Annotated in this window: 22 protein-coding genes, 1 tRNA gene, 1 other RNA gene and 1 pseudogene; 13 read left to right on the top strand and 12 right to left on the bottom strand. The window is 42.3% G+C overall.

The features are described 5' to 3' along the window. The first annotated feature begins 81 nt into the window (after positions 1-81). The 3 genes from ftsY to ABM313_RS01335 all read left to right on the top strand — a co-directional run bounded on the left by ftsY (position 82) and on the right by ABM313_RS01335 (position 3557). Positions 82-1752 (top strand): signal recognition particle-docking protein FtsY, encoded by a 1671-nt coding sequence (gene ftsY, locus ABM313_RS01345; protein ID WP_434685909.1) that lies wholly within the window; start codon positions 82-84, stop codon positions 1750-1752. Positions 1753-1887: 135 nt separating this feature from the next. Then, positions 1888-3276 (top strand): PP2C family protein-serine/threonine phosphatase, encoded by a 1389-nt coding sequence (locus ABM313_RS01340; RefSeq protein WP_434685907.1) that lies wholly within the window; start codon positions 1888-1890, stop codon positions 3274-3276. Between the two features lie 17 nt (positions 3277-3293). Then, entirely contained in the window at positions 3294-3557 is a 264-nt protein-coding gene (locus ABM313_RS01335) for a hypothetical protein (protein ID WP_434685906.1), read from the top strand. Between the two features lie 44 nt (positions 3558-3601). On the opposite strand, the gene ABM313_RS01330 is transcribed toward ABM313_RS01335, so the two are convergent. The 4 genes from ABM313_RS01330 to ABM313_RS01315 all read right to left on the bottom strand — a co-directional run bounded on the left by ABM313_RS01330 (position 3602) and on the right by ABM313_RS01315 (position 6789). Then, positions 3602-3675 (bottom strand) — tRNA-Met (locus ABM313_RS01330). 114 nt (positions 3676-3789) lie between these two features. Continuing rightward, positions 3790-3976: non-coding RNA, 6S RNA (gene ssrS, locus ABM313_RS01325), on the bottom strand. A 436-nt stretch (positions 3977-4412) separates the two neighbouring features. Next, entirely contained in the window at positions 4413-5681 is a 1269-nt protein-coding gene (locus tag ABM313_RS01320) for an acyltransferase family protein (RefSeq protein ID WP_434685905.1), read from the bottom strand. Positions 5682-6048: 367 nt separating this feature from the next. Next, positions 6049-6789 carry a DUF554 domain-containing protein gene (locus ABM313_RS01315; RefSeq protein ID WP_434685903.1) on the bottom strand — a complete coding sequence of 247 codons (741 nt, stop codon included), beginning with the start codon at positions 6787-6789 and terminating at the stop codon, positions 6049-6051. A 365-nt stretch (positions 6790-7154) separates the two neighbouring features. Between ABM313_RS01315 and ABM313_RS01310 the strand changes: the two genes are divergently transcribed. The 3 genes from ABM313_RS01310 (at position 7155) to bchL (ending at position 11168) form a co-directional block, all read left to right on the top strand. Next, positions 7155-8447 carry a ferredoxin:protochlorophyllide reductase (ATP-dependent) subunit N gene (locus tag ABM313_RS01310; RefSeq protein ID WP_434685902.1) on the top strand — a complete coding sequence of 431 codons (1293 nt, stop codon included), beginning with the start codon at positions 7155-7157 and terminating at the stop codon, positions 8445-8447. A gap of 63 nt (positions 8448-8510) precedes the next feature. Continuing rightward, positions 8511-10202 carry a ferredoxin:protochlorophyllide reductase (ATP-dependent) subunit B gene (bchB, locus tag ABM313_RS01305; RefSeq protein ID WP_434685901.1) on the top strand — a complete coding sequence of 564 codons (1692 nt, stop codon included), beginning with the start codon at positions 8511-8513 and terminating at the stop codon, positions 10200-10202. Positions 10203-10295: 93 nt separating this feature from the next. Continuing rightward, the gene (bchL, locus tag ABM313_RS01300; RefSeq protein WP_181016150.1) at positions 10296-11168 is read left to right on the top strand and encodes a ferredoxin:protochlorophyllide reductase (ATP-dependent) iron-sulfur ATP-binding protein; all 873 of its coding nucleotides are present in this window, start codon (positions 10296-10298) and stop codon (positions 11166-11168) included. Between the two features lie 154 nt (positions 11169-11322). Here bchL and ABM313_RS01295 read toward each other — a convergent pair whose 3' ends face one another. Beyond that, positions 11323-11910 carry a GNAT family N-acetyltransferase gene (locus tag ABM313_RS01295; RefSeq protein ID WP_434685900.1) on the bottom strand — a complete coding sequence of 196 codons (588 nt, stop codon included), beginning with the start codon at positions 11908-11910 and terminating at the stop codon, positions 11323-11325. Positions 11911-12163: 253 nt separating this feature from the next. Here ABM313_RS01295 and hemF point away from each other — a divergent pair, with 253 nt between their 5' ends. Together hemF and ABM313_RS01285 are read left to right on the top strand one after the other, a co-directional pair. After that, positions 12164-13186: an oxygen-dependent coproporphyrinogen oxidase gene (gene hemF / locus ABM313_RS01290; RefSeq protein WP_434685899.1), complete on the top strand. Its 1023-nt coding sequence runs from the start codon at positions 12164-12166 to the stop codon at positions 13184-13186. A 309-nt stretch (positions 13187-13495) separates the two neighbouring features. After that, positions 13496-15085, top strand: a complete 1590-nt coding sequence (locus ABM313_RS01285) for an IS5 family transposase (RefSeq protein WP_434683668.1) — start codon at positions 13496-13498, stop codon at positions 15083-15085. A 60-nt stretch (positions 15086-15145) separates the two neighbouring features. On the opposite strand, the pseudogene ABM313_RS01280 reads toward ABM313_RS01285, so the two are convergent. Next, positions 15146-15271: pseudogene (locus tag ABM313_RS01280) on the bottom strand (Uma2 family endonuclease); the annotation flags it as partial. A gap of 155 nt (positions 15272-15426) precedes the next feature. On the opposite strand from ABM313_RS01280, the gene ABM313_RS01275 reads away from it, so the two are divergent. From ABM313_RS01275 to ABM313_RS01260, 4 genes are all read left to right on the top strand, one after another. Beyond that, the gene (locus ABM313_RS01275; RefSeq protein ID WP_434685897.1) at positions 15427-16128 is read left to right on the top strand and encodes an ABC transporter ATP-binding protein; all 702 of its coding nucleotides are present in this window, start codon (positions 15427-15429) and stop codon (positions 16126-16128) included. Positions 16129-16280: 152 nt separating this feature from the next. Further along, positions 16281-17369, top strand: coding sequence for an AI-2E family transporter (locus tag ABM313_RS01270; protein ID WP_434685896.1), 1089 nt, complete (start codon positions 16281-16283; stop codon positions 17367-17369). Positions 17370-17598: 229 nt separating this feature from the next. Next, positions 17599-17901 (top strand): hypothetical protein, encoded by a 303-nt coding sequence (locus ABM313_RS01265; protein WP_434685895.1) that lies wholly within the window; start codon positions 17599-17601, stop codon positions 17899-17901. A gap of 238 nt (positions 17902-18139) precedes the next feature. Then, positions 18140-18460 carry a hypothetical protein gene (locus ABM313_RS01260; RefSeq protein ID WP_094534760.1) on the top strand — a complete coding sequence of 107 codons (321 nt, stop codon included), beginning with the start codon at positions 18140-18142 and terminating at the stop codon, positions 18458-18460. Between the two features lie 76 nt (positions 18461-18536). Here ABM313_RS01260 and opcA read toward each other — a convergent pair whose 3' ends face one another. Further along, positions 18537-19658 (bottom strand): glucose-6-phosphate dehydrogenase assembly protein OpcA, encoded by a 1122-nt coding sequence (opcA, locus tag ABM313_RS01255; RefSeq protein WP_434685894.1) that lies wholly within the window; start codon positions 19656-19658, stop codon positions 18537-18539. Positions 19659-19727: 69 nt separating this feature from the next. Further along, positions 19728-21257: a glucose-6-phosphate dehydrogenase gene (gene zwf, locus ABM313_RS01250; RefSeq protein ID WP_434685893.1), complete on the bottom strand. Its 1530-nt coding sequence runs from the start codon at positions 21255-21257 to the stop codon at positions 19728-19730. A gap of 522 nt (positions 21258-21779) precedes the next feature. Here zwf and ABM313_RS01245 point away from each other — a divergent pair. Continuing rightward, positions 21780-23387 (top strand): iron uptake porin, encoded by a 1608-nt coding sequence (locus ABM313_RS01245; protein ID WP_434685892.1) that lies wholly within the window; start codon positions 21780-21782, stop codon positions 23385-23387. Positions 23388-23454: 67 nt separating this feature from the next. Here the strand turns inward: ABM313_RS01245 and ABM313_RS01240 are convergent, their stop codons facing one another. The 4 genes from ABM313_RS01240 to ABM313_RS01225 form a co-directional block, all read right to left on the bottom strand. Beyond that, positions 23455-24087 (bottom strand): RloB family protein, encoded by a 633-nt coding sequence (locus ABM313_RS01240; RefSeq protein WP_434685891.1) that lies wholly within the window; start codon positions 24085-24087, stop codon positions 23455-23457. Next, complete coding sequence (locus ABM313_RS01235) at positions 24080-25366, bottom strand: AAA family ATPase (RefSeq protein WP_434685890.1); 1287 nt, start codon at positions 25364-25366, stop codon at positions 24080-24082. Before ABM313_RS01235 ends, ABM313_RS01240 begins: the two co-directional genes overlap by 8 nt. Positions 25367-25440: 74 nt before the next feature. Then, entirely contained in the window at positions 25441-25611 is a 171-nt protein-coding gene (locus tag ABM313_RS01230; protein ID WP_434685889.1) for a hypothetical protein, read from the bottom strand. A 51-nt stretch (positions 25612-25662) separates the two neighbouring features. After that, positions 25663-25893, bottom strand: a complete 231-nt coding sequence (locus ABM313_RS01225; RefSeq protein WP_434685888.1) for a DUF29 family protein — start codon at positions 25891-25893, stop codon at positions 25663-25665. Positions 25894-26016 lie beyond the last annotated feature (123 nt).

Raw genomic sequence — 26016 nt, 5'->3', positions numbered from 1 at the left:
ATATTCAATAATTTTTGAGAGATCTTCGCATCTTCTAAAAACTATTGAATATAGATTCAGGCATGGCGCAAGGGTATTAGTATGGTGTTTAACTGGTTTCGGCGAAAGTTTGATGATGACAAAGATGCGAATAACCAACCTGTAGAGACAGCTCAAACTGAAGAAAAAACGCCTGAATCTGCACCTACTGATGGTACTAGCCCGATCGCATCACCAGCATCACAAGATTTATTAAATTGGGCGAAGGCTGCCTATGCCAATGTGCAACAACAAGCCGAAGTTGCGGAAGATCAAGCATCTGAAGCAGAATCCCCAAAGACAGAAATTAATCAGCCAGATGTCAACACGACTGATCTTGAACTTGCTCAACCTGAGATTGTCGAATCAGATGTTGCTCCAGAAATTAGTGAGCCTGAGGTTATTACTGCATTGCCAGTTGCCGAACCTGCAATTGTTGAAGCTGCGCCAGAAATTACCGAGCCAGTTGCAGAGTCGCCCCTAGAAATATCTCCAGAAATATCTCCAGAAGCAGCCACTGAAGTTCCTGCATCCGTTGAACCTGCGATCGCTGAAGTTATTTCCGCAGAAGCAACTACCCCTGAACCTGAAGCAGTGCCTTTTTGGATGCAGTCCGAAAGCGATCGCCAAGCTCGGATTGCCGCTCTTGAAGCCACAGCGATCATTGAGCCAGAACCAGAAGTCAAACCTGAAGTTACCTCTAGACGCAAAGCCACCATCAAGTTTGATGATGATTTTATTTGGTCAGCCGAAGTTCTCGCATCCCAAGGTCGTCGCCCCGAAGAAATCTCTGTCGAAGAGATCACATGGCTAAATCGTTTACGTCAAGGATTAGATAAAACCCGTTTATCATTAGTTAATCAACTAAAAGCGATCGTTGGACAAGGACCGCTCAGCGCTGATTCAGTTGATGATATTGAGGCTTTGCTATTGCAGGCTGATGTTGGCGTTAAGGCAACTGATCAAATTATTGCCAAGCTCCAAGACAAACTGCGTAAAGAAGTTTTGCCACCTGAAGAAGCGATCGCCTATCTCAAGCAAATTCTGCGCGAGATGCTTGATGTATCAGCACAGAAAGGCGGTGAGCCGATCCCTATGCTGATTCCCGAAAAGAATCAACTGAATATTTGGCTAATCACTGGTGTAAATGGTGCTGGTAAAACTACAACGATTGGTAAGCTCTCACACCTAAGCGTCAAGTCTGGTTACAAAACCCTGATTGCTGCTGCTGATACCTTCCGTGCAGCTGCCGTAGAACAGGTCAAGAGTTGGGGACAAAGATCAAATGTAGATGTAATTTGCAACCCTGCCCAAAATGCCGATCCTGCTGCCGTTGTCTTTGATGCGATTAGCGCGGCTCAAGCTAGAGGCACTGAGTTATTACTTGTCGATACCGCAGGGCGTTTGCAAAACAAGAAAAATCTGATGGAAGAACTCAGCAAAATTCGCCGCATCGTCGATAAAAAATCCAGCGATGCCAAAATCGAATCTTTGCTAGTGCTAGATTCCACCCTCGGACAAAACGGACTCAAACAAGCCGAAGTCTTCGCCCAATCCGCAGGGATCACAGGCGTGATCCTTACGAAGCTAGATGGCACAGCAAAAGGTGGTGTGGCGATCGCTGTAGTCCAACAACTTGGTCTACCAATTAGATTTATTGGCGCAGGTGAAGGCATTGAAGATTTGCGCCCCTTTTCAAGCTATGAATTTGTCGAAGCATTATTAAGTAACTAGTTTTTTGCGGCACTCCGCGCCGCAAAAATACTTTTAGAAAATTCCTGAAATCGTTTGTTAATTTCTGTCCAACTAAGGCTACACTGTTTGACTAAATTAGCTTTCATTCAAACCACCTAGCGTTGCAGCATTGGTATGTCTCTATCATTGCCACCTAGAAATAGATCACTTCCATCACAGCCAGATATTGACAATGCCTCTGTGATGGTAATGAAGGATCTCAAAGACCTGCTCAGACGGATGAGCCAGGATCAGAATAAAATCCATGAGCTGCTGAGCTTTTTGGGTTACGCTCTCCGCAGCTTTAGTAACCTCAATCAGTTTCTAGAATTAATTCCCCTAATTGCCAGTCGTGTGACTGACTCCGATGGTGGTGCGCTAATTTTATTTAAAGCAAGTGGACAAATGCGCCTAGAGTCTTTGCATTGTCCTGAGCGCAATCAAGGCGGCATGAAAGCCCAACAAGTTAGAACAGCGATCGAGAGGGCTATCCAACAGGTTTTAACAGGCAGTCCAACCGCTCTTGATGAGATGGTCAGCCGTTACCTTGGTGCCGATGTTCATTTGTACGGCACATCAGTTTTAGTCAAAAATGCGGTGCGGGGTCGTCTTTATATTTTTAGCCGCAAACCTGATTATATTTGGACAGATAACAAGCGGACTTTGATGCGCCTTGTTGCAGATCAAACCTCAGTAGGTTTAGAAAATCATGAACTCACTACCGAATTAATCAAAAAAGAGCGTCAAGATCGGGAGATGGAGATCGGCGCAGAAATCCAACGCCAACTCTTACCTCGCAACTGTCCCAAGATTCAAGGCATTGAGATCTCAGCGCGTTGCTCTACGGCTAGCCGAGTGGGTGGCGACTATTATGACTTTATCCCGATGCAAAAAGGCGATCGCTGGAGTTTTGTCGTTGGTGATGTCATGGGTAAGGGTGTCCCCGCAGGCTTGATCATGACGATGACAAGAGGAATGTTGCGAGCGGAAGTATTAAATAACCATTCTCCCAGCAAAATTCTGGAACATCTTAATGAGGTAATGTATGAAGATCTAGAGAAATCTCATCGTTTCGTGACCATGTTTTATTCAGAATATGATCCCGAAACCCAAATACTCTCCTTTAGTAACGCTGCCCATACTCCCGCCTTACATTGGCGAGCTAAAACCCGATCTGTTCATGCTCTCGATACAATGGGTGCTTTGATAGGCTTAGAGGCAGGATCAAAGTATGAAGAGCGCAGTACTCACCTAAATTCAGGTGATGTCGTCATCTATTACACCGATGGCTTTACTGAGGCGGCTAGTCCAGAAGGCGATCGCTTTGACGAAGAAAATCTCCGCAAAGCCCTAGACTGGGCTTGTCAAAATTGCTTTCCCTTATCTGATGATGTAACTCGCCCCCAGATGATTCTTGACTACATCTTCCAAGAAGTGCAAAACTTTATTGGAGAAGGGCATACTCATACTGATGACATGACCCTAGTGGTTCTGCATATAAAAGATAAAGCTCTAGTAAATTAACCCAAGACTAAAATATTATGTTTGAAGTAGCTCAACATTTAGTAACTAGCGCTGACTTATCATTTCATTTTTCAGCGATCGATGTTCCTAGCAATTTACATTTCCATATTGCCGATCTCAACTCACATATCAATATGGATTTACTAGCCCAACAATTTAAGCAAGATGTAATGGGCGATTTAGGAAAAGGTTGGAATAACTTTGTAAAGTCTGGTCAAATTTGGGCATTGATTATTGGTGTAGTAGTTGGATATCTATTTAGAAGTATTACCAACGCTTAAAACGCAAAAAAGCTGCACATAATGCAGCTTTTTTTACATATAAATGGCGGGGGACGGATTTGAACCATCGACCTTCGGGTTATGAGCCCGACGAGCTACCAGGCTGCTCTACCCCGCGTTGTTTCGCTTAGTTAATATAGCATGGTTTGATGGAAATGCAAGCATTTTCCCAAAGTTTTTAAAAATGGCTCTGTGCAATGCACAGAGCCATTTTTTAAAAACTTTGATTTTTCACCCCTCCGCAACGCCGTCTTACCTCAGTTGTTTGACCCGGTAAAACCAGGTGGAGCATTGGCTCTCAGCCTAACTTAAGTTCCCAGATCCAAGTCTGGTTTACTGCGGCGGAGATTACGAAGACTCCTAGAAAACAATTATCGATCAAGACACATTATCGGTAGTCACGCACGCCACAGAGGAGCTTATTTAACTATATAGCATAGGAAGAAGAATTTGTAAGGCTTGATTCTCTCCAAATAAGCAATACTCATTTGTGAGGTTATATGGCAACGATAGAGCAAAAAACAAAGGATAAGTGGCGGTGCTTCGCACCGCCACTTATCCTTTGTTTTTTATATCTAAGCACAACTTAACATTGCTATACCAATTCACAAAAGTGTCGGCACACTTTTGTGAATTGGTATAGCCAACCCGACAAAGGTTTTAACAACAAAAAACAGTCTAGCCATTTTGTGCATTGGGTTAAAGTAGCAATAATGTGAGTTCGATATAGCCATTTGCGGCGTGCTTTCCACTTTTGTCGAACTGACGTTAAAATAAACAACAAAAATTTTTAAGACGTAGCGAAAACTTATCTCAAATAATCTTGTTGTTTATTAAATCGCAGAACCTTAAGCCTTAGTTATTAGTTTTAAACCTAACTACAATATTGCGTTGAAACCAAGTTTTGATCTTAGGTTGGATTTTTAATTCCATAAGATATGACAAGACTAGGGTAAAAATGCTGAGTAAGATTAATCGCAATATGAAAGTCCATATAGTGCCTGAGACTGAGCTAGGAAAGTAATTGCGAATGAAGAATATAAATGGAGCGTGAAAGATATAAATCCCGTAGGAAATACTTCCAAAAAAAGCAAAACGATTTAGTATTGAAGGGCTTAATCTAAACCAAAACAAAGCAATTGCCAAAGCAATTTCAATTGCGGCTGCAATCCAGTTTTCTGAGCCTAAACCACCTTTTTTTAAAAAGACTCCGTAACAGATAGCAGAAAATGGCATCAGAAAGGCTAAAGCCCCGATCAATCGTGCAGCATTTGATTGAATAGGTCTATTTACAACTAGTATAAATAAAGATATACAAGCAGGTAAAGATACAACATCACCTAAACTCAATAGCCCCAAAGTGCCAGAATTATTGAGCTTGAGAACAGTAAATAGAGTGCCGCCTAAATGTAGTTCCGATGTGGCTAAAAGTACTAAGATTGCACTCAAAAGTGGAACAGACACTTCACGATTTTGTGATGGCACTCGCCACGCAAGCCATAGACCAAACAACCAAAAAAACCATCCAGTAAGATAGCTTACTAGGATACTTGGAAATCCTCTAAAAACTGTCCCAACGAAAACTATGATCACAACGCCAATCATGATTGGCATGATTTTGGGTCTAAAACGCCATATAGCAAGAAATGCTAAATAGTAAAAGAATTCGTAATTTAGCGACCATAGAGGTCCATTACCTGAAATTATTGGAACAACAAGATTTTGTAAAAAGAAAATATTGCCAAGGACAGTCTGCCAACTATCTATTGGAGAAACTAAATAGGAAAAAGCAATTGCTAATAAATACATTGGCAATAGTCGGACAGCCCGTCTCAGTAAATAGAGATTAGCCTTAGCTCCAGAAAAACTGTCTGTATTCGTAATTCCAATAACATATCCAGACATGATAAAAAAGATGAGAACGGCATCTAATCCTCCGCCAAATATAGCTAAAGGTTTATATCCTTGATCCAATCCATATGATGAAGATATGGCATGGGAGTAGAAAACCCATATAGCTGCTAGTCCTCTGAGTCCTTCCAGGGCAGGCTCAAACTTTGCTTTTTGGGGGTTATCATTGGCTGGAGCAAATCGAGTATTCCAATTAACCTGAGGTAATATCATTGCTAATATCAAATTTGTTGGATCAGTATAAAGATAAAGTGGAGCAAACTTCTGAATTTAGAAAAGTTAAATGTGAAATAAATTGATTTGGAAAATTTATTTTAAAAGAGGACAACAAAAACTATAGCTACAGCTAAAAACACCCTAAGATATAGCGTTTGATAAATCAAGTAAAATAATTTATCAATTTATAGATTAAAGCAACACAGAGAAAGTCTCGGAAGATTTAGACGCTTTATTTAATACTTTGTGAATAACATGATAAGCCAATTGTGATAAGTGATGATCATGTATTTTGTATCTATTGATTGTCTATAAGTGTAATTTTGGACTATTCAATAATATTACTGACTGAATTCTTGTAATTTTATTTGAGATTATCAGCTAACCAGTAAACTAATGGCGCGATCGCTAAAGCTGGTAAAAAAGATGCAACTCTGACTTTAGCGAGTTCTAACAAGTTTAAACCTAGTCCCAAAAGCATTAAGCCTCCAACGCCCGTAATAATTAGTACAGGCTGAGCATTAGCGGGATCGGGTAAGCTTTGCGCTAAATTTCCTGCCAGCAAGGATAAGCTGCCTTGATACAGAGCAACGGGCAAAGCCGAGAATCCAACACCAATTCCATAGGTGCTAGCAAATACGATTGAAATGAAGCCGTCTAGAGCAGACTTGAGAACCAAAAGATTATCTTCACCTCTGAGTCCGTTATTGAGACTGCCAATAATTGCCATTGGTCCAATACAGAACAAAAGACTTGCCGCAACAAACCCTTCTGTAAATTTACCTTTGCCCTTAAATTTCGCTTTTAACCAATCGCCAACCGATTCTAAACGTTTCTCGATTTGACCTAATTCACCAATTACACCGCCAATAATTAATGCAATCAGCGATAGAATCACTCCGTCTAAAGCGCCAGCTTTAACCTTAAGTAAGCTATTTGCCATATTTATACTGACAAACATGGTGATTAGCCCGATCGCTTGCTTGAGAATAGGTAACGACTGAGAAAGAAAACGACCGCGTAAAATGAGTCCGAGGAATGTGCCGAAGGCGATCGCCAAAACATTAATCCAAGTCCCACTGGTTTTAGTCCAAAAATCTAACATTTAGTTACGGTTGCTTTGCCTTTCAGCATCAAATATATCAACAAGGGTTCTGCAATTTGATAAGACCCAAACTTTGATGGCGCGGCGAAGCCGCGCCATCAAAGTTTGGGTTCCTTATTTTACGTCTAAGCTATCAGCAGAGGTAGACGCTTTATACTCACCTTTACTTATGCGATTCCTGTAAACCTTTGCAACTTTTTGCCCCATCTCTTGGCTTTACTAAATATAGTAAAGGGAATTAACTTATTCGATTGCTTAGCAATCAAACAACTTTTTGACATAAGACAGGGCATAGTCCTGCCAAAGATGAAGGCTTAGCCTTTTTAAGAAAAAACTAGGGATTTAGCCCAATAGGAGAGCAAAACATGGCTGTAGAGCCTTGCACAGAAGTTCCTGCCCATATAAAAAATCAATCAGCCGCTGATCTGCCCGTACTTAAAGAACGTGGACAGAGAGAGGTTTTTTGTGGCTTGACAGGAATCGTCTGGCTACACCGTAAAATGCAGGATGCTTTTTTCCTTGTGGTGGGATCACGAACTTGCGCCCATTTGATTCAGTCGGCGGCAGGAGTGATGATCTTCGCCGAGCCAAGATTTGGAACCGCAATTCTTGGCGAACGAGATCTGGCTGGGCTTGCCGACGCTAACGAAGAACTTGATCGGGTTGTCGATCAGTTATTGGAGCGTCGCCCTGATATTGGTACTTTGTTCTTAGTGGGATCATGTCCCTCTGAGGTAATTAAGCTTGATCTCGCCAAAGCTGCCGAACGTTTAAATCACAGATTCTTTCCAAAAGTCAGAATCCTTAATTACTCTGGCAGTGGCATTGAAACCACATTTACTCAGGGTGAAGATGCTTGTCTAGGATCAATGGTTCCCGTATTGCCCCGTAGCCAAGATGAACCAAGTCTAATGGTGGTTGGCAGCCTTGCGGATGTGGTAGAAGACCAGTTTCAAAGACTATTTGACAAAATGGGTATTGGACCTGTTTATTTCTTTCCGCCTCGTCGTGCGGCAAATTTACCGCCCATTGGGAAAGGGACAAAATTATTACTAGCACAGCCATTTTTAAGTGAGACTGTGCGATCACTGATAGCTCGCGGCGCAACCCTATTACCATCGCCCTATCCCTTTGGGATCGAAGGAACGACTTCATGGTTAAAGACTGCGGCTGATGCTTGGAATATTGCTGATGACCAGTTTGAACAGGCGATCGCCCCCTCTGTAAGCCGTGGCAAAATTGCTTTAGAGCGCTATCGTCAAGCCCTGACAGGTCGAAAAGCATTTTTATTCCCCGACTCACAGTTAGAAATTCCTTTAGCACGTTTTCTGTCTAGAGAATGTGGCATGGAACTAATCGAAGTCGGTACGCCTTACATCGATCGCCTATTGATGGACAGCGAGATTAACCTACTACCTGTTGGAACAGCACTTTCAGAAGGTCAGGATGTAGAAAAGCAGCTAGATCGCTGTCGTGAAGCTAGACCTGATATTACCGTCTGTGGTTTAGGGCTTGCCAACCCTCTCGAAGCCGAAGGTATGGCAACTAAGTGGTCAATCGAATTAGTATTTTCACCAATTCATGGTTATGACCAAGCTGCCGACTTAGCAGAATTGTTTGCCCGTCCACTTGAGAGACGCAGAAGATTAACAGTGTGATTTGTAGAGCGCTTTGCGCTCTACAAATCACACTTATTTTTTAAACTAATTGATATATAACCTATGGAATTAACCCTCTGGACTTACGAAGGTCCTCCCCATGTGGGAGCGATGCGAATTGCAACTAGTATGGAAGGAGTGCATTATGTACTTCACGCACCACAGGGCGACACTTACGCCGATCTACTGTTTACGATGATCGAGCGACGCGATCGCCGTCCGCCTGTAACCTATACAACTTTTCAGGCTCGCGATCTGGGTGGTGACACTGCGGAAATGGTCAAGACTTCAGTGCGTGATGCTTATGAGAGATTTAAGCCTCAAGTAATGCTGGTTGGCGAAAGTTGCACGGCTGAGTTGATTCAAGATCAGCCAGGTTCTCTCGCTAAAGGGATGGGCATCCCAATTCCGATCGTGAGTTTAGAATTGCCAGCTTATTCTAAAAAAGAAAATTGGGGTGCGAGTGAAACTCTATATCACTTAGTCCGCACTTTACTTTTGCCTGTTGTCCCTGCTCCAAACACACCAAGACCTAAGCGAGATCCTCATATTCGTCCGAAAGCTAATATCTTAGGACCAACAGCATTAGGCTTTAGGTGTCGTGATGATATTCGCGAAGTGATTAAGCTACTTGGGGAAATTGGCGTTGATGTGAATGTAGTCGCTCCGATGGGAGCAACACCAGATGACTTGATGCGGATTCCCGATGCTGACTTTAATATTTGTCTCTATCCTGAAATCGCACTTACTACTTGTACGTGGTTGACCCGCAGTTTTGCCCAACCAGTTGTCAAGATAGTGCCAATCGGTGTGGGTGCAACTCGTGACTTTATTGCAGAAATTGGCAGGGTTGCGGATATTGATGTTAGTGAAGCTTTGCAGCGATCGCAATCTGATACTTTAGGAAACTGGGATGCTGCAAGAGTATCATCAGCCTCCGAAGCTAATGCTTCCAGACTTCCTTGGTATTCGCGATCAGTTGACTCCACCTATCTAACGGGTAAGCGCGTATTCATCTTTGGCGATGCAACTCATGCCTTAGCGGCTGCAAGAATTGCTACGGAAGAACTAGGCTTTACCCTTGTGGGTATTGGAACCTATAGCCGTGAATTTGCGCGGGAAGTACGCGAAGTGGCGAAAAAGCACGGACTCGAAGCCGTGATTAGTGATGATTATCTTGCTGTGGAAGCCAAGGTTGCTGAAGCCGCTCCAGAACTAGTGCTTGGCACTCAGATGGAACGACATATTGCCAAACGCTTGGGTATCCCTTGCGCGGTAATTTCTGCACCAATCCATGTTCAAGATGTGCCTGCTCGTTACTCACCCCAAATGGGTTGGGAAGGTGCGAATGTGATTTTTGATAGCTGGGTGCATCCTTTGATGATGGGTCTAGAGGAGCATTTGATTGGGATGTTCCGTGAAGACTTCGAGTTTGCGGAAGGTCATATGAGCCATCTGCATACTGCGCCATCACAGGAGAATCGCCGCGAAACGTTATCGACTGAATCAGTGGGAGAAGCGATCGCGATCGCCTCGACAGGTGGTTCTAATCAAGCTGTTCTTACGCCTGTGGAAGTGACTCAAGAGTTGCAGGGAATTACTTGGAGCGCTGATGGTGAAGCTGAGTTGAAGAAGATTCCCTTCTTTGTACGTGGCAAAATCAAGCGCAACACTGAGAAATTTGCTAGCGATCGCGGACTCACTTCGATCACCGTAGAAACTCTCTACGAAGCAAAAGCAGCGATCGGGAAGTAATTGATTTGGGTGCAACGCACCCAATAGAAGTTTATAAATATAGTTGTTTTATAGGAGTTTATTTTGGCAGTATTAACAGCGCATCCACCATCAATTACTAAATGTGAAGATGGAGAAGGTAGTGTTCAGGTACATCAAGATCCAGGAATGGTTATTGAGGGTGCTTTGGTGATTGCCGTCTACGGTAAAGGCGGTATCGGTAAATCTACCACTTCCTCTAATCTATCAGCAGCATTCTCTCACCTTGGCAAGCGCGTCCTCCAAATTGGGTGCGATCCCAAGCATGACAGCACCTTCACTCTCACTAAGAGAATGGTGCCAACTGTAATCGATGTTCTCGAAACCGTTGACTTCCATTCTGAAGAGTTACAGACTAATGACTTCATGTTTGAAGGCTATAACGGAGTCATGTGTATTGAAGCTGGTGGTCCTCCCGCAGGTACTGGTTGCGGGGGCTATGTCACAGGTCAAACTGTCAAACTTCTTAAAGAGCATCATCTACTAGAAGATACTGATGTTGTGATTTTTGATGTATTGGGCGATGTGGTCTGTGGTGGTTTTGCTGCACCATTGCAACATGCTCACTATTGCTTGATTGTTACGGCAAATGACTTTGACTCCATCTTTGCAATGAATCGCATCGTCGCCGCGATTCAATCAAAAGCGAAAAACTATCGTGTTCGTCTTGGTGGCATTATCGCTAACCGTAGTGAAGGAACCGATCAAATTGACAAGTTCAACGATCGCGTTGGTCTGAAAACCTTGGCTCATTTCCGTACCGTTGATGCCATTCGTCGCAGTCGTTTGAAAAAATGCACAGTGTTTGAAATGGACCCTGATCCTGAAGTTCTCGAAGTTCAGCAAGAATATCTCAAACTGGCTAAAGGGATGCTGGAAAATGCTGAGCCTTTGTATGCTCAACCACTGAAGGATCGCGAAATTTTTGACCTCCTTGGTTTTGACTAATCATCAAAAAAGCCCTCGCTGAGCGAGAGCTTTTTATTAACGTCAGTTCGACGAAAGCGAAAAATGGTAAGAATCGCTAAGCGATTCTTACCATTTTTCGCCATTTGTGGCGTGCGAAGCACGCCGCAAATGGCTATATCGAACTGATGTTTTGTTAGAAATCTAGAGATCGCACGATCGCGTACATCTTCACATCCCAAGGACGATTTTTAGTGAAAACATAATTATGCAAAATCCCTTCAAATTGCATTCCCGTCTTCTCTAAAACCTTTGCAGAACCAATATTTTCTACAGCACAAAAGGCTTGGATTCTGAGTAATTGCATCACATGAAAGCCAAAAGCGATCGCTGCTTTTGCTGCCTCCGTCATTAATCCCTGTCCCCAATAATCTCTCGCTAATGCATATCCTAACTCCGCACGTCGATGAGTAGGCGTAGTGTGCAAACCACAAGTTCCAATCAGTTTGTTACTTTCTTTGTCAATTACTCCCCAGTCCATACCTTTACCAGAACGATATAGTTCAAAGGCAATATTGTTTAAATAGGCATAGGTATCATCAATTGACTGATGTACTTCCCACAGGGTGTAAGTAGCAACTTGGGGATCGCTCGCATAGGTAAAAATATCTTTGGCATCAGCGATTGTCAATTTCCGCAAGATGAGCCGAGGTGTTTGCAAAGTTAAAAATTGGTCTGGCAGATCTAGCATAGTTAATACCAAATCACAAAATGGTGTAGCCATTTTGTGATTTTAAAACCTTTTAATAAGGAACCAGATTTTGATGGCACGGCTAAGCCGTGCCATTAAAATCTGGTTCCAGATCCCAACTCTATGGATAGCTATAGGTTTGCGATCGCGATAAATTACTACACAATGCTTTACATTTCACCTAGGTATCACAGACTAAATGTAGAGTATTTATTAGTGATAAACGCTTATAAAAAAATCTTAAGTCCAAATCCCCGAAATATTAGTAAGTAGAAAGATAACGATTATGACTATCGCCCCTGTCGCTCCTAGCAAGGTTTTACGCAAAGTTCCTGTTGATTCTAAAACTCGCGTGAAACAATTCATGCAAAACCTACAAGATAGCATTTGCCAAGGTTTAGAGGAACTAGATGGCAAAGCCAAGTTTAAACAGGATCAGTGGGAGCGTCCTGAAGGTGGTGGCGGCAGATCTCGTGTAATTACAGATGGCGACTATTTCGACAAAGGTGGTGTAAATTTTTCTGAGGTCTATGGCTCCCAGTTACCACCAGCCATTTTGCGCCATCATCCAGAAGTTGCAGGCGAAACTTTCTATGCAACGGGTACTTCGATGGTGCTACATCCTAAAAATCCTTACGCACCAACAGTACACCTGAACTATCGCTATTTTGAAGCAGGTCCAATCTGGTGGTTTGGTGGCGGACTTGACCTCACCCCTTACTATGGCTTTGGCGAAGATGCTAAGCATTTACACACTACACTTAAAGATGCTTGCGATCGCCACAATCCTAATTACTATCCTGTGTTCAAACAGTGGTGTGATGATTACTTCTTCCTCAAGCATCGCGGCGAGACTCGTGGAGTCGGTGGCATTTTCTTTGACTACCAAAACGGTGAAGATGGACTTTACAAAAATAGTAACGACTCGACAACTGCTCAAGTCATGAGTGATGAGATCGGTGATGTTCCTCGTACTTGGGAAGAGATTTTCTCCTTTGTCCAAAGCTGTGGTAACTCTTTCTTACCAGCCTATACCCCAATCGCCAATCGTCGCCGTAACATGGAATATGGCGATCGCGAAAAGCAATGGCAACTCTACCGTCGTGGACGTTATGTAGAATTCAACCTCGTCTACGATCGCGGCACAATTTTCGGTTTACAAACCAACGGACGCACTGAATCAATTTTAATGTCACTTCCTCCTCTTGTCCGTTGGGATTACGATTATCATCCTGAACCCAATACCCCTGAAGCGGAATTGCACACAACCTTCCTAAAACCTCAAGATTGGATTAACTGGCAAGCCTAATAAAAAAGCTCCCCGCAAGGGGAGCTTTTTTATTAGGTTGGGTCGATACCTTGCGATCGCAAAATTTCCTCTAAGCGATCAGCCCTTAGGATGTCTTGTTTCTTAGCTATACGTTCCTGTTCCTCTGGCATTGGCACAATTTCACCGTTTGCAGTAACCCAACGTAATTGTCGTTCGTGGATACCTAACTAGGGCTTACTGAAAAAGCAAGAAAAGCATACAAGCAAAGGTTTCTAAGGAGAACGAAAACAGATAAAATGCAAGAAAAAGCAAGAAAAGCTAGAAAAACCCTTGCACCAATAAAATTGCATGTACCGACAATCCCCCACAGGACAGCTATCATTCGAGAACTTCTACTTACCATTTGGCGGCAAACTATCAGGAGAAAATCGATGGGTAAGATTAGCAGAACTAGTGCCGTGGGAAGAATTTGAGAATGAATATGCAGAACAATTTAGCGAAGGACAAGGAGCACCAGCAAAACCATTTCGGATAGCACTTGGGGCGCTGATCATCAAAGAGAAGCTAGGAACAAGTGACGAAGAGACAGTAGAACAAATTCGTGAGAATCCATATTTACAATACTTCCTAGGCTTATCAGAGTACAGCGACAACGCCCCATTTGAAGCAAGCATGATGGTACATTTCCGCAAGCGATTGAATCTAGAGATCGTGGGCAGAATCAACGAACGGATTGTGAAGCCTCCTAAAGAGTCGGGACAAAAAGAGAAGGAAGCAAAGCAGTACAAGAAAGAAGAAAGAGAAGAGATAGAAGAGAAGTTAGAAGAGCAGAATATAGAAAAGGAACAGAAAGAACCAGAACCAGCAAACCAAGGAAAATTGCTGCTAGATGCAACAGTCGCGCCATCCGACATCCGTTATCCCACTGACATCAAACTGTTGAACGAAGCAAGAGAACAAACGGAAATAGTGATTGATGCTCTTTACCAACAAGTGAAAGAACAATTAGCGAAGAAACCACGCACCTATCGCCGTGAAGCAAGGACAGCGTATCTCCAAATTGCCAAACAACGCCAACCCAATCGTAAAAGGATTCGCAAAGCATTGCGCCAACAGTTGGGATATGTGCGTCGCAATCTTGCCCATATTGACACTCTAATTGCCGCAGGGGCAAAGCTATCGGAATTGAAGAGGAGTCTCTATCGGAACTTGCTAGTCGTCAGTGAAGTATATCGGCAACAACAATGGATGTACGAGCAAGGTGGTCATCGCATAGATGACCGCATCGTCAGTATTACGCAACCTCATGTACGTCCGATTGTCAGAGGTAAGGCAGGAACACCTGTGGAGTTTGGCGCTAAACTCTCAGTTAGTTGTGTCGATGGTCATGCCTTTCTCGACCATCTCAGTTGGGATAACTTCAATGAATCGGGGGATTTGCAGCAACAAGTAGCATTGTTTAAATCTCGCTTTGGACATTATCCTGAAGCGGTTTACGTTGACCAGATTTACCGCACTCGCAGCAATCGCGCCTATTGTCGAAATCTCGGTATTCGGATTACGGCTCCGCCTTTGGGCAGACCTGTACCCGATGAGTTGGCGGCTATTCGCAAGCAGACTCTCGAAGATGCTAAGGTTCGCAATCAAATTGAAGGTAAGTTTGGACTGGCTAAACGACGGTTCAGTCTAAATCGCGTCATGTCCAAGTTGGCAAATACATCGGAAACGGCGATCGCTATCACTTTCTTGGTGATGAATTTGGAAGCGCTGCTCAAGCAGCTTGCTTTTTTCGGTTTGTCTTGGTTTATCTTTTGCTGGCAACTCTTTGTTCTTCCTTCTTGGAAACCCCTTTTTAACTTTAATTCTTTTTCTTGGCAATTTCCTTGTAGACACTCAAAGTATTATCCCCTTCCTCTTTGCCCACTACTTTTCCCTTAGTCTCTTTTTCAGCAAGCCCTAAATACAGTTCAAGCTGATCACTCCACAGCAAGCCTGATTCAATAAGCGAAGTAATAAATCAATTTGTTCACGGTGCAAATCACTTTCCAATTCTGGCTCGTCACTTTCTAAATCAGTTGGTGGACATTTAATCTCATCAATAAGCTCTTCATCAAACTCTCTGATCAGATTTTCGCTAACCGATGGTAGGCTGCATTCAAAAGAACCATTGCAAGGCTCCACGGCAATATAAAGTGTATGAGCTGGAGCGCAAAGCGTCACTCATAGCTCATTGTTTGATTTAGTATAGCTTAGGTTAAAAATTTGGGAGATGAGGATCGGTGTTAGAAATCAACAACCTTAATGTTAACTATGGCGGAATTCAGGCTTTGCAAGATGTGAGCTTAACTGTCAATGAGGGAGAAATAGTAACTTTAATCGGGGCAAATGGTGCTGGTAAAACGACAACTTTACGCACGATTTCACGACTAGTATCACCGCGATCAGGACAGCTTCTCTACAACAGCAAAAATATTACGAGCTTAAGACCAGATGAAGTGGTGCAAGCTGGCATCGCCCATAGTCCAGAAGGGCGCAGAGTACTAGCTCGACAAACGGTTTTAGATAATTTAGAGTTAGGGGCTTTTTTGCGTAGCGATCGCTGGGGGATTAAAGCTGATATCGAAAAGCAATTTCAGATATTTCCACGCCTTGGAGAACGTCGCGATCAACTAGCTGGAACCTTAAGTGGTGGTGAACAACAAATGCTAGCGATCGCCCGTGCGGTGATGAGCCGCCCCAAGTTGTTGCTATTAGATGAGCCAAGTTTAGGGCTAGCCCCGCAAATCGTGCGCGAAATTTTTAAAACCATCGTTAACCTCAACCAAGATGGGGTCACGATTTTATTAGTTGAGCAAAACGCCACCTTGGCTCTGCAACATGCCAATCGCGGCTATGTGATGGAGTCGGGCGTGATTACCATTGAGGGGCAAGCATCAGATCTCTTAGTTGATGAGAGGGTTCGCCAAGCTTATTTAGGATAAACCCCAGAAGACAAGCATAGTGCTTTGCCTTGAACTCGACTTTTGGGGTTTGTTTTTTAATCTTTGTGGCAAACTTTTAGTAGATTTGTGTTTTAACCAACACTTTTAGCGCACAATTTTAAGTAGATACCTAGCGCGTCATATTGTTTCGTATGATTGAGACCCTCAATAAGCTGCCTCGTTGGTTTTCACTTGGCTTAACTTTCCCGTTAATTTTTCTAAACGGGTGGTTATTGTTATTGCTATGCCGAGAATTACAACCATTAGTCAGTATTCTCATTACGGCGACAGTTATTTCGTTTTTGCTAGATTATCCCATCCGCTTTCTGATCAAACTGAAGGTCAAGCGGGGCATTGCCGCAGGACTTGTAATCCTGATATTTTTCATGCTGCTTAGCACCTTAGCAATTTTTCTTGTGCCTTTAATTTTGGCACAGGCAAATGAATTAATCGTGCGCTTACCTGAATGGATTAAATCGGGTCAGCAGCAGCTACAAACTCTTGAGACTTGGGCGATCGCCCAGCAGTTACCGATCGATATCAGTAGTACCTTCAATCAACTAATCGAAAAGTTAACGGGTGTCTTGCGATCACTGACTAGTCAACTTTTTAGTATTGTCTTTGGAGCGATCGGTAGTCTTGTAAATATCTTCTTAACCTTGATATTTTCAATTTTTCTCGTTCTGCGTGGCTCCTTTTTGTGGAATGGTTTGCTAAGTTGGCTCCCCCAGAAATGGAATGATCAAGTTCGGAATTTATTGCCTCGTAATTTCGAGCGTTTTATCGTTGGACAGGTAACTTTAGCAACGATTCTCGGTGTGTCACAAACTACTGCCATGCTGATTTTAGGGGTTCCCCTTGCTCAACTTTTTGGCTTTGGTATTGGCATTGCTAGTTTAATTCCCCTTGGTGGCTCCAGTACGATTATCACCGTTAGTCTATTAATCGCCTTACAAAATTTTTGGCTTGGAGTCAAGGTGTTACTAGTTGCGGTGGCAATAATTCAAATTGTGGAGAATGTACTGGGTCCTCGAATTGTTGGCGAGTTAACGGGATTAAATCCTGTTTGGATGCTAATTTCTCTTGATATTGGCTTTAAGTTAAATGGGGTACTCGGTTTATTGGTAGCTGTGCCGATCGCTGGTTTTATCAAAGGTACTTTCGACACAATTCGCGGTGTAAATAGTCCGCCCACTGTTGAAGCTATCCCTGAAGCTCATACAGAAGTTTCCGTTAAATGACAAATTTCTGGAATATATAGCAATATAAGTTTTACTAACCCAAATAGATAAAGGCGGCGCAAAGCGCCGCCTTTATCTATTTGGGTTTTGAGCTGCATAGATATCTCTCTTTAATAACCCACAAAATCCATGCAAATTACATTTACATGGATTTTTGCTATCAAAATGAAGGTAAGATTAATTTTTAGAGGGAAATACCTATTAATTAACTTACAATATTCTAAAAACAATGCTCGATTTACTTCTCAGTACAACAATCAACACTGCTCAAATTCAACTTGTCGCTCAATCACAAGCATCAACCGTCTATCTGCCAATCTCAACTAGACAATCTTCTAGACCAAACTGCGTCACCTATACAGCCACAAATTCTACTGGCAGAACAGTAAGAAATGTGAAAGTCAACCGCCGCAACCGTCAAGGCAAAATTGAGCAGGAGCGTTTGACTCCTTCATTAGCTGCTGGCAAGACTACATCGTTTGAACAATGTCAAAGTCACGGCTCATTTGTCAATGTTGAAGCAAAGCAATAAACTAGTGATAAGCCATCACTCTTAAACCTAAAAGAGAATGGAGACGCGAAGCGTCTCCATTCTCTTTTAGGTTTTATGTCCTAAGTAAAACTTGCATTGCGATAAATGCATCTTTAAGTTTTTGTAACTTATGCCCCGATTCGTGGATATCCTGTTAACCTAAGTAAAAGAAACATGAGTAGCAATCAAACGCCGCTCATGTTTCTCTATTTAGAGAATTACTGAATAATTTGTGCATATGAAGCGTTTTCGGGATGAATGGATTGACGAATGGTGTCAAGAAAATGGTTGGACTGACCTATTTGTAGAACGTTGTTGTAACTATTGGGCATTTCCACCCAGTTCTGTAATGCCATTGCCAATTCCTAACGATACTCTTCGAGCTATTAAAAATGCCAAAGGTATGAGTGATGATGAAAAGACATGGACATTTGCAGCGATCGCCATTTCCTGTCTAGCATCAATCTTTAGCTTTATCCTCAAAAACCCCTTACCGATTACCTGTGCATTCGGATGCGTTGCCTTCATCGTGGGACAACTAGAAATAGAGGAGTTTTAATAGAGGTTTACAGAAATACAAAACATCTCCACGTCATCTATATCAATAAAAAAGGCTCGCATCAGCGAGCCTTTTTTTATAGTGCAAGTATTTTGGCTACGAGAGCGAGGCTTTCTTCATAGAGAGCCTCTCTACCCCAACGCTGTAGTTGTTGACCAAGGAGAGTGTCAGCACTTTGATCAGACAAGGGTGATACTTGATGCACACGATAGTTTTGCGCTCCACCACCAGCTTCCATCCGCATACAGCCTGTAGATTCCGAACAAAATACATTGCAAGCATCAGTATTTTGATTAGAGGCTGTTAAGCGCAAACCGATCAGATCGCCAACTACCTCGCCTACATCTCCAATAGGAATCGCTGCTAACTCAGCCTTAATTTGGATATCGTTGCGACCTTCAAAAATAATATGCTGAATGTCATAGTCACCACCCTCAGCATTACGTTCGATTGGCTCCCACTCTAGACGACTGGCAATCCAACCGAGAAACATGAGCGCTTGAGTGCTGTTACCACGTTCGTAGTCAATGGTGATCCCATCAATTTCCCATACAGCAGCACGGCGATCGGGTTGGTCAAACGCTTGAGCAGTCAACTCTTGCCAAGGTGCAAGACGTTGCCAATTCAAATCTGCAATTTGCGTACCCACTTTGATCATGCCTTGCACTTTGAGCAAATCCGCCTCAGAATTGGCAAAGGTAGCTGAGTCCATAATTAAGCGATTGCTTAAATTAACTAGCTTCTCAAACATGCGCGTATTGGGCGCAGGACTATCTTTCCACCATAGAAATACAGGTAAATCGGGGATCAGCAATTCTGGAAGAATACTATGTACGCGATCAAAGGCTCGTTTTGCGCCCGTGAGAGTGATATATTCACCACAAATTAGGGAACTACGGCTTTTTTGAATTGGGCAGTAGGCTGCTACCTGTGCTGATATACCTTGATCTTCTTCATCTAGAGTCACCAAATCAATGACTCGACATGGACTTTGAGAAACGATCGCATCAACAGAAGCCATCCGTGATGCCGCACCAATAGTTTCTGGTTCGTACACTAACAGATTAAATGTAGTAGCACGGGCTGCTGAATTTTCGCCATAGGACTGCCAGATTTTGCTTAGCTCTGCTTCGACTTGAGATACCGAGACATCTTTGGGAGCTTGCAAAGATACAACGGAAGTTGCTTGCGTATTCATAATTTTGTTGAATCAACACCGTTTATATTGATCTTAAATAATTTGGCAACGCCAAATTATTTAAGGTGTTTATAGTCGTCGCCACTGCCGCCCATCACGTTCGATCAGTTGTTCAGCTTCAGATGGTCCCCATGTCCCTGCTTCGTATTGTGGAACAACACTGGGATCATTGGGCATTTCCCAAGCTGAAAGCGCTGGGGTTACGACTTTCCAAGCCGCTTCGACTTCGTCACCGCGTGTAAATAAGGTCTGATCGCCCAACATACAGTCTAACAACAAGCGATCATAAGCATCGGAACCTTCAATACCAAAGGTTTTGCCATAGCCAAAGTCCATTTCTACCGATCGCGATCGCAGGTCAGCCCCTGGCATTTTTGCCTCGAACTTTAATGCAATCCCCTCATTGGGTTGAATCCTTAGCGTCAGCACATTTGGGGACACCTGTTTAGCTGCCGACTGAAACAATAAATAAGGCACATCACGAAACTGAATCGCAATTTCGCTGACTTTTTTAGGCATCCGTTTGCCAGTTCGCAAATAGAAAGGAACACCCTGCCAACGCCAATTATTGACTTCAAACTTCATCGCCACATAGGTTGGCACTAAAGACTCAGGGTTAACATTTGGCTCGCGGCGATAGCCTTGTACCTGTTTTCCCTTCATCCAACCTTCGCTGTATTGAGCACGTACACATGATCGCTCTAATTTGCGAGTATCAGCAAGTCGAGTTGCCTGAATTACCTTCACCTTCTCATTGCGAAGAGAATCCGCATCCATAGAATTTGGTGGTTCCATTGCAGTTAGGCAGAATAGTTGCATTAAATGGTTTTGCAACATATCCCTGAGCGCTCCAGAGTTTTCGTAATAACCTGCCCGATCCTCAACGCCAACAGTTTCGGCAACCGTGATTTGGATGTGGTCGATAAACTGACGATTCCATAATGGCTCAAAAATCGCATTAGCAAATCGCAGCACTAACAGATTCTGAACGGTTTCTTTACCTAAGTAATGGTCAATACGATAGATCTGTTTTTCATCACAAGATTTCTGCACAACCCGATTCAGGTCTTGGCATGATGACAAATCACGTCCGAATGGCTTCTCAATTACCACGCGAGTTTTTTGGGGATTCTTAATCATGCCAGCTTGCCCCAACTTTTCGATCGCATCGGTAAAGTAATTTGGCGAAACGGCTAAATAGAAGACGCGATTACCACGAGTGCCTCTTTCTTTGTCTATTTGCCCCAAAAATTCATCAAGTTTGCGATAATCGTCAATATTGCTCATATCAAGCGATTGATAATATAAGCCTTCAGCAAAATCGTCCCAAATTGCTTCAGCCCCAATACCGACAGAGAATTTTTCCACACCCTCACGCATTTGCTCACGGAAATAGTCATGGCTCCAAGGTCGGCGTGCGACACCCACGATTGTGAGTTCGGGAGGTAAGCGACGCTGCTGCTTGAGGTGATAGATTGCAGGAACTAGCTTTCGGATTGTCAAGTCACCCGAAGCACCAAAGATGACTAGAATCGATGGCTCAGGTGTTCTTTCTTGCTGTAAACCAACCCTTAAGGGATTTTCGAGTATTTGTACCACAGGCTCGGTTGTTGAACGCTAGCTAGATTCTAGCCAATACATTTAGTATTCAAGCAATATCGTCTGTTTTCCTTTAGGATCACTACCTTATTTTGAGGTTTTATACACATATAGATATAGCCACCTGTATCAAGACAAATCAAAACCCAAATAGTGTGTTCGCACCGCCTCACACTATTTGGGTTTTATGTCCTAACAAGAGCGGTGACAACTAACAGAGTTCGGCAATACTAATAAGGAATAAACGAATTATTACAGAAATATGGTTTTAGCTGTTACATAGCATATGATAATGATTATCATTCTTAAAGAGGCAAGTGATTTAGAGGTTTTCTCAAGGGTATAAAAAAGTTGTTTGTAACAATCTGACAGCTATTATTGATATTAATAGTTATCTATTTTATTAAACTTTCTTACTCTGTAGAGCAAACTAAGTTGTCAAACCCTTTAAAATATCCATCCTTTAATGATATTAATTACTATTAAGCTTAACCTAAATATATGCAAGTGAGGAGTTACGTGATGTCGAGAGTTTGGTTTGAACAAGTACAAGTATCCCTAGTTGGCGCGATCGCCTTTTCAGCGATCGGGATGCTGCCTAGCACCATATCCAGTGCGTTAGCACAGTCGTTACCGCCAACAAAAGATGTCCTAACCCAAAATGTCACGTCAGTTTCACAACTTAGTGATGTACGTCCCACTGATTGGGCTTTTACGGCGTTACAGTCTCTAGTTGAGCGCTATGGATGCATCGCAGGTTACCCCGATAGCACCTTTCGCGGTAAACAAGCCACTAGTCGCTATGAATTTGCCGCAGGTTTAAATGCTTGTCTCGACAAAATTAACGAAATTATTTCCGCAGGGCTAGCTGATAAAGTTAGCAAAGAGGATCTCGCGACATTACAAAAATTACAGGAAGAATTTGCGGCTGAACTTGCAACATTGCGTGGTCGTGTCGATGCCCTCGATGCCAAAACCGCCAAACTTGAAGCGCAGCAATTTTCAACGACAACTAAGCTCACAGGTCAAGTGATCGCGGCTGTTTCGGCAGGAAGTTCTGGAAATAATTTTCTGTTAGATTCAACTGGAGCAGCTACAACTAATGCTGGCAAAGTCAATACCACTGTAATCAGCCGTGTGCGTCTAAACTTTAATACAAGTTTCACGGGGGAAGATTTGTTGCTCACGCGGATCGAGCTTGGCAATGGTGGGACAGGACTTAATAATCAGCTCGATGCTCCTGCAAACTTCTTAGGTTTCACAGGATTCGCTAACAGTTCTAGATTTGACTATAGTGGTGTTGGTACAAATGCTACCCTCAATCGCTTGCGTTACGATTTCCCCATTGGCAAAGATATTCAAGCCTCAATTGGCACAAATATGTCGCTGAATGACCATCTGGATGCGAATAGTTTTGCCAATAATGAGTCGGCTGATTTCTCTAGTGGCATGTTTATCAATAATCCATTGATTCTGCCTGTGAATGATGGTGCTGGTGCAGCGATCGCATGGAACTTTGGTGGTAGTGCTTTTACCTTGAGAGCAGGTTATGTCGCCCAGAATGCTAATAGCCCAACCTCTGACAGCACGATCAATCGTGGTTTATTTGGTGATCCCTATCAAGGTACGGTTGAGTTAGAATTTGCACCGAAGAATTCCGAAGATGCTAGTCCCTTTGCGATCCGTCTGCAATATACTCGCGCTTCGGTAAATAATCTGGACTACAACACAGGTGGCGTAAATCTTGAGTGGGCTTTTAATAAATCTGTGGCACTATTTGGTCGCTATGGATTCGGTAATATCAGTAATCGCGTTACTGCCATTTCCGCAGCACTTCCAAGCTACACGACTTCAGCTAATACTTCTCTAAGTCCCCAAACTTGGTCAGCAGGTTTTGCGTTTCCTGATTTGTTTAAGGAAGGTGCAATGGCTGCGATCGCTGTTGGACAACCTTTCATTGATAGCCAAGTTGGTAATGCCACACAAACCAATGTGGAGTTGTTTTATCGATTCCCTATCTCTGACAATATCAGCATTACTCCTGATTTGCAGTTCATTTTCAATCCCAATAACAACAGTGGCAATAGCACCATCACTGTTGGCACATTGAGAACTGTATTCTCGTTCTAATTTACTGATGGGTTTAAAACCTCACCCCTAGCCCCTCTCCTTGCAAAGGAGAGGGGAATCAGGAAATTCAGTTACCTAATTTCAACATCATCTCGACTAATTGGGATATGCCACTACAACAAGGATTTGAGTATTCTGGTCGGTTATCATGTTTGGCTAAGTTATCAAGGTGTTTTGCTCTAGCGATCGCATCTTGAGTCAGCCCCTTTAGCTTTTCTAGATAGTAGCACCGAGCTTTGTCATAATTGGGAATATGCTGCTTTAAGCGTTCTTTTGCTTTGTCTCGTGCAATAGTCGCTGAGTGATCTTGAAAATGAATAAGATACCAAAACTCAATACTGGGATTGGTGATCGCAAGATTAATTTTTTGACTTTTTGCAATTTGAATAGCTTGACACCAGTTGGGGCGATTATTTGCGATATGTTCATCACCATCGAAGACTGCCCATGCTGAATCTTGATCGTCAAACCAAGTCTTTTCACGTTTTTTATCTTTTCTGGCTTCCAATACGGTGTTTACAACGCTAAGCGGATCGGTTCCATCGTGAGGAAGTATCAAAACTTGTACGGTAGTCAGTCGTAGATCTTGACGAATCGCATTGAAATATTTTGGTTCTGTGCATTTGCCTTCACAAGCTATCAAAATCTTTTTACCAACTGTTCTCGTAGGAGCATTTCTTTTAAAAGAAGATTTAGCCATTATCCTCACCTACTGGCATAAAATCATCTCCATCAGAAATAAATGGAACTGCTCCAAATCTTCCATCTAGATATGCTTTATCAATTGCTAAATCATTACGCACCTTAAAATCGCTCAGTGAATATAGTTCTGTACTTTGATCAGGACGCTTCTGCGTAAACCAAATCTGATCGCGCCGTAGTAAATTATTTCTTTGTAAAGTATTATCGTGACTAGTAAAAATCAATTGAGTACGATGCGGATTAGTTTTAGAATCTTGAAAAAGTTTGATAATTTCTCGTACTATGTTTGGATGAATATTTGAACCTAACTCATCAGATCTCAATAGATGGGTTTTCTGAAATGATATTAGTACATCATAAATCAGAGTAAATAAGATTCGAGTACCTGTAGATTCTTCTTCAAATTTCCAAGAAATAATTTCATTATCTTTTGTTTTATGTAGAGCATATATTTGAAATTTTTCATTGTTGTCAGCTTGATGGATCTCAATATCATGAATACCAATATCAAATTTTCTTAGCAAGTTCCTAGTCTCTTCTAATATTTTAGGATATTCAGGACGTGAAGAGTGATATTGCTGTATCAAACTAATAAGTTCACTATCAATTTTATCTTGCCCAATATCTATGTATAAGTAACTACTCATTAGCCACTCAAAAAGAGAATTAATTACATTTATATTTAACCTAACTAAAAGTATAGTAAAAGGCTCACGCTCCTGCAAACTATTTCTGATTTGATAATGCGCCCCAGAAAAAGCTGAACGCTTATCCCAATCAAATTTTTGGTTTTCTTCGTTCCAAACCCTACTGTATAAAAGACGAGTTCTTTTTGTAGTAGCAATAGCATATTCTAGTTTTTCTACAAGAATTCTATTACTATTCAAGACTAAAGAATAAGTATATATAGTTCCATCAAATATAGTACGAAGTTTAAAACAAGTTGGACTTTCTCTAATTTCTTTATCAAGCTTAAAAGGAATTAGTTCCGCTCCGCGATCATAATTTCCTTCAACCATAAATTTGAGTAAGTAATCTAGAGCTTTTAAAACATTGCTTTTACCTGAAGCGTTAGCGCCAAAGATTGCGATGACTGGCAAAACATCAATATCCCAACCCTCAACATGAAAAGGCTGAGCAATTTCATCATCAGACTTAACTCGACGACGGCTTTCACTATTACTGGGCTTAGCCTTGCTCTTACTCGCCGCCACAGCGCTAAGTGTTTCCGCGCCCTTAATTGAGCGAAAATTCTCTACAGTAAAGTCTAAAAGCATAATTTTTTACTCAAAAGGCAAAAATACGTGAATAATTCACGCAAATACTATTGTAGCAACCTTAATACACCTAATTAAGTTAAATCATCATCTTCCCAAATTGTATATTTTTGTTCAAAAACCTCTTCCCAACTTAGCGCCGTAATTTCGGATTTCTTGCCCATCTCATCCCTAGCATCCTGTTTCGCCGCCACAAAACACTTATCCCAAATCGAATTTAAAAAATCTCTATTCAGACTTGGCATCTCTCGCTGACTTTCCGCAATCTCACGCCGAGCCGAACGAATCGAAATTACCTAACTAGCACTACGTTTTTCAGGTTGACATTTCCACTTGATCACATGCAACATCAACCGAGTTAGCTGACTGCTCACCCCCCTCTTTTCCGATCGCCCCATTGACTCCTCTAAACTCTCCAAAAGGCTGTAGGCTTCAGTCATCTGTCCCTCTTGCAACAATTGCTTTGCTGTCACCACTGCTAGGTATGGCGACTCAAACACCAGACTATCCCATGTTGTTTTTGCCATGACTGCTTAATATTTTTAACTGAGTGAGCCAGATCTAAATCTTAGCTTAGACTACTAAACGCTATAATTGACCCGAAGCTTAAAATTTCATTTCTTAAAACTTTTATATTTTCTAACCTATAA

This window comes from Pseudanabaena minima str. Chao 2107 (genome assembly GCF_051131155.1).
GTDB classification, from domain to species: domain Bacteria; phylum Cyanobacteriota; class Cyanobacteriia; order Pseudanabaenales; family Pseudanabaenaceae; genus Pseudanabaena; species Pseudanabaena minima.
This window is presented reverse-complemented; position numbering and strand designations above follow the sequence as displayed.